Annotated in this window: 4 protein-coding genes and 1 pseudogene; all 5 read right to left on the reverse strand. The window is 65.9% G+C overall.

Annotated features, from left to right (window positions below; genetic code table 11):
- Window positions 1-239: 239 nt before the first annotated feature.
- A pseudogene (locus NMG80_RS36875) lies at window positions 240-341 on the reverse strand (BA14K family protein); the annotation flags it as partial.
- Between the two features lie 157 nt (window positions 342-498).
- Window positions 499-648 (reverse strand): hypothetical protein, encoded by a 150-nt coding sequence (locus NMG80_RS36880; RefSeq protein WP_254022690.1) that lies wholly within the window; start codon window positions 646-648, stop codon window positions 499-501.
- Window positions 645-974, reverse strand: coding sequence for a DUF2934 domain-containing protein (locus tag NMG80_RS36885; protein WP_254022691.1), 330 nt, complete (start codon window positions 972-974; stop codon window positions 645-647). Before NMG80_RS36885 ends, NMG80_RS36880 begins: the two co-directional genes overlap by 4 nt.
- A gap of 128 nt (window positions 975-1,102) precedes the next feature.
- On the reverse strand, window positions 1,103-1,819 hold the full coding sequence (locus NMG80_RS36890; protein ID WP_254022692.1) for a BA14K family protein: 717 nt from the start codon (window positions 1,817-1,819) through the stop codon (window positions 1,103-1,105).
- Between the two features lie 392 nt (window positions 1,820-2,211).
- Window positions 2,212-3,315 carry a KamA family radical SAM protein gene (locus NMG80_RS36895; RefSeq protein WP_436798765.1) on the reverse strand — a complete coding sequence of 368 codons (1,104 nt, stop codon included), beginning with the start codon at window positions 3,313-3,315 and terminating at the stop codon, window positions 2,212-2,214.
- Window positions 3,316-3,514: the final 199 nt, after the last annotated feature.

Raw genomic sequence — 3,514 nt, forward strand, 5'->3', positions numbered from 1 at the left:
CGCGAGCGGCTTCGTCCTTGGGTCAAAACAGGCCGTTCACGGATATCCGACTTCTCTGGACGCCGTGGCTTGAATAAAGACAGTCCTTAACCGAGGCATTTCTTCTCGATCTCGCGTATCCGCCACGCCTCACCGTCCCGCGCCTCGACATAGCACGGCCCGAGCGGCGCCTTCCCTCCGCCTTCTAGCAAGTCCAGCACGTAGTTTGCCAATGCCCGACAGGCGCGCGAGGCGCCTGCCTACTCGCACTGCCTGCGCGGGCCGCCGGAATAGGGTTGGTAGCTGCTATCTTCCGGCCGATAGGAGCGGTGGCGGTTGAAGCAATATTGCACGTGGTCGGGCGAAAGCTGGGCGGCGGGCGAAAGCTGGGCGGCGCCGGTTCACCCGGCGGGACGTTGCCATCCGTTGGCGGCGTGTCGCTCGCCCCGACATAGCTGGCGCCATCGTCGGGAGCGGCGCGGTGATACGCGGCTGCCCGGCAAGCGACGGCTCGCGCTCTCAATGCCTCTTGAAATACTGCACCTCGCGTTCGTGTTTCTCCGCAGCCTCGCGGCTGTCAAGCGTCCCGACATTGCGGCGCTTGCTGGTCTTTTCGTCCTTCTTGCGCGAATAGAGGCGGTATTTTCCGTCTTTGAGTTTTCTGATCACTCGCCGAGCCGCTGCTTCCCCTTGAGGTTGCGCGCGGCTTGTTCGATCGCCGCCCGGTCGTTTCCCAGCCTGTCGATCAGCTCCTGCGCCTGATCGCCCGATATGCCGGTGCGCACCGCCAGGGCCTCTACCGTCAAGACGTCGGAGCTCGCGACCTCGCGGGTTTCCGGCAGGGCATCGCCTGCCGTCAGCGGCAGGGCTGCCTCCCTGTCGATTTCGGCCTCGGCCCGGTGCCAGTGCCGCTCGGGATCGCCATGGATGCGGCCTTCACGTTCCCAGATCTGGTATGCGCGCTCACGAATCTTGTCTTCCCGGTCGTCGCCCATGTTGATTCCTCCTTTGGCTATCGGATGAACGCCGCGCCAACCCGAACGATCCAAGAAATCTGCGTGATGGTAGGGTGGGGTCGCACAAGGCGCCATGCACTGCGGCCGCCAGCCCGTCCTGCCCTCGCCTAATGGCACTGCCGGCGCGGGCCGCCGGAATAGGGCTGGTAGCTGTTGTCTTCCGGCCGATAGGAGCGGTAGCGGCTGAAGCAATATTCCACGTGGTCGGGCGGAAGCCAGGCGCCATCCCCATACGATGCACCCTCATCCGCCGGAACATCGCCGTCCATCGACCACGTCTCGGTCGCCTCGACATAGCTGGCGCTATCGTGGGCAGGCTGTGGGACTCGCTCGGCTGCGCCGGCTTCGAGATAGGGCGAGATGCAGGGACGCTGCTCTCCGCTGTAGGATGTGTAGTGGTCGTCGCTTGGCCTGTAGGAGCGGTAGCGGCTTGCGCACCATTCCACATGGGCGGCGGGCATAGTCTGCTGCTCGTCCGTTGCCGGCGTTGCCGGCTTGATAGAGGCGGTAGCGGTGGGGTCGGGCGCCGAAGCTGCGGCATCGGCAGGTTTCGAGGAGCGATCAACTGGGACTTGATCGACTGGGACCTGATCAACCGGGACCTCTGCGACCTCTGGGACCTCGCGGGCGGGAAGGCGCTCAAGACGCTGCGACGCCGGGTTCACCTTCCGCGGCTCCCTCGGCCACAGCTCGGCAACGCTGGAGGTCGGAGCGGCCTGCCGCACCGGCTCGGCGTAAAGAATCCAGACGGCGAAGACCAGTCCGCTGGCGAAAACCGCCAGCGTCAGCACAAAGCCGCCAAGTACCGCCGATAAAGCTTTCACCTTGCGCTCCTTTGCCCCGTCATCTCTAGAAATGCGAGGCATTGGATCCGGTTCCAACCAGGTGCGGCAGTTGGAGCTTCGCGCTCGAGGAGGGCCGCCTCTCCGACCGCTTCGCCGAGCCACCTCTCCGCCGCCTAACGGGAGGGCTATCGCAAATGGCCCCCTCACCCGGATTGCCAACCGAATTGCAAAGGGCAATTCGGGGCAATCCGACCTCTCCCCAAGGGGAGAGGAGCCAGTGCTGACGCTTCTCTCTTCTCCCCGCCGGGGAGAAGGTGGCCGCCCACGGGTCTTGCCTCCGGCAAGCCCGAGGACAGGCTCCGCGGCCGGATGAGGGGGCAGTTCTCATATGCGATGCCCTGCCCCGCTTCGCGGGGCGAGGAACCAAGCCTTCAAGGATCGCCGGAGAGCTCGGTATAGGTCCTCAGCTCACCGTCCTGCCCGCGAATCCGCCACGTCTCGCCGTCCCGCGCCTCGACATAGGATGGGCCGAGCGGCACTTTGCCGCCGCCGTCCGGCAGGTCCAGCACGTAGACGGGGTTGCAGATGCCCGACAGGCGCGCCCGCAAGGCGCTGGCCAGCGCCTGTCCCTCGGCAATCGTGGTGCGCCGATGCGCCATGCCGCGCGCGAGGTCGCCGTGGTGCAGGTAATAGGGTTTCACGCCGAGGCGGTACATCAGCTCGCGGCACAGCTCCTCCAGCACCTCGACCGTGTCGTTGACGCCTTTCAGCAGGACGCTCTGGTTGAGCAGCACGAAGCCGCCATGCCGCAACGCGCGGCAGGCCTGCTCGGTGGCCGGCGTGATCTCCCGCGCGTGGTTGAAATGGGTGACGACTGTGACCATCAGCCGGCCCTGCAGGGAACGAACCAGCCCCGATGTGACGCGCGACGGCAGCGCGACGGGCACGCGGGTGTGGATGCGTAAGAGCCGCACATGCGGAACCGCCTCGATGCGGGCGCGGATTTCCGCCAGCGCCTTGTCCGGCAGCGACAGCGGATCGCCGCCGGTGAGGATCACCTCGCGGATCTCGGGATGGGCCTCAATATAGGCGAAGGCCGGCTCCAGCGCCTCGCGCGAAAAACCCCGGCCGATCGAGGTTAGCGACTCCTTGCGGAAGCAGAACCGGCAATAGACCGCGCACTGGTAGGTCGCAAACAGCAGGACTCGGCCGGCATGGCGATGCGTCAATCGCGGCACCGGACTGAAGGCGTGGTCGGCGATCGGATCGTCGAGCTCGCCTTCCTGCTCAGCCAGCTCTTCGGGCGACGGGATGACCTGAAGCCGGATCGGATCGGCGGGGTCGCTCCAGTCGATCAGATCGAGATAGGCTTTTGGGATGCGAACCTTATGGCGCGTGGCCGCGGCTTGAGCCGCGGCGCGCTCGGCTGGCGAAAGCGGCAGCGAATCCAGATCGCGCACCTGCCGCACGCCGGCGCGAACATCGCCCTGCCACTTGGTGTCGTCGTCGCTGGCGCGCTCGTCATCGGCCGCCATGCCGGCGTCGTCGAGGTGTGAGGTCATCGAAGGCTCCTTGAATTTCGGGCTGGATACAGCATTGCAGCCGAAGTGCGAACCCTTGCCGGATGCACTCGCGAAAAGACCGCGCTCGGCGTCGAAGCTGCCAATCTCCCCCCTTGTCTTGTGGGGGAGATGCCCGGCAGGGCAGAGGGGGGCGCGAAGGATCGCCAAACTC

This window comes from Mesorhizobium escarrei (assembly GCF_935825525.1).
In the GTDB taxonomy this organism is placed as follows: Bacteria; Pseudomonadota; Alphaproteobacteria; order Rhizobiales; family Rhizobiaceae; genus Mesorhizobium; species Mesorhizobium escarrei.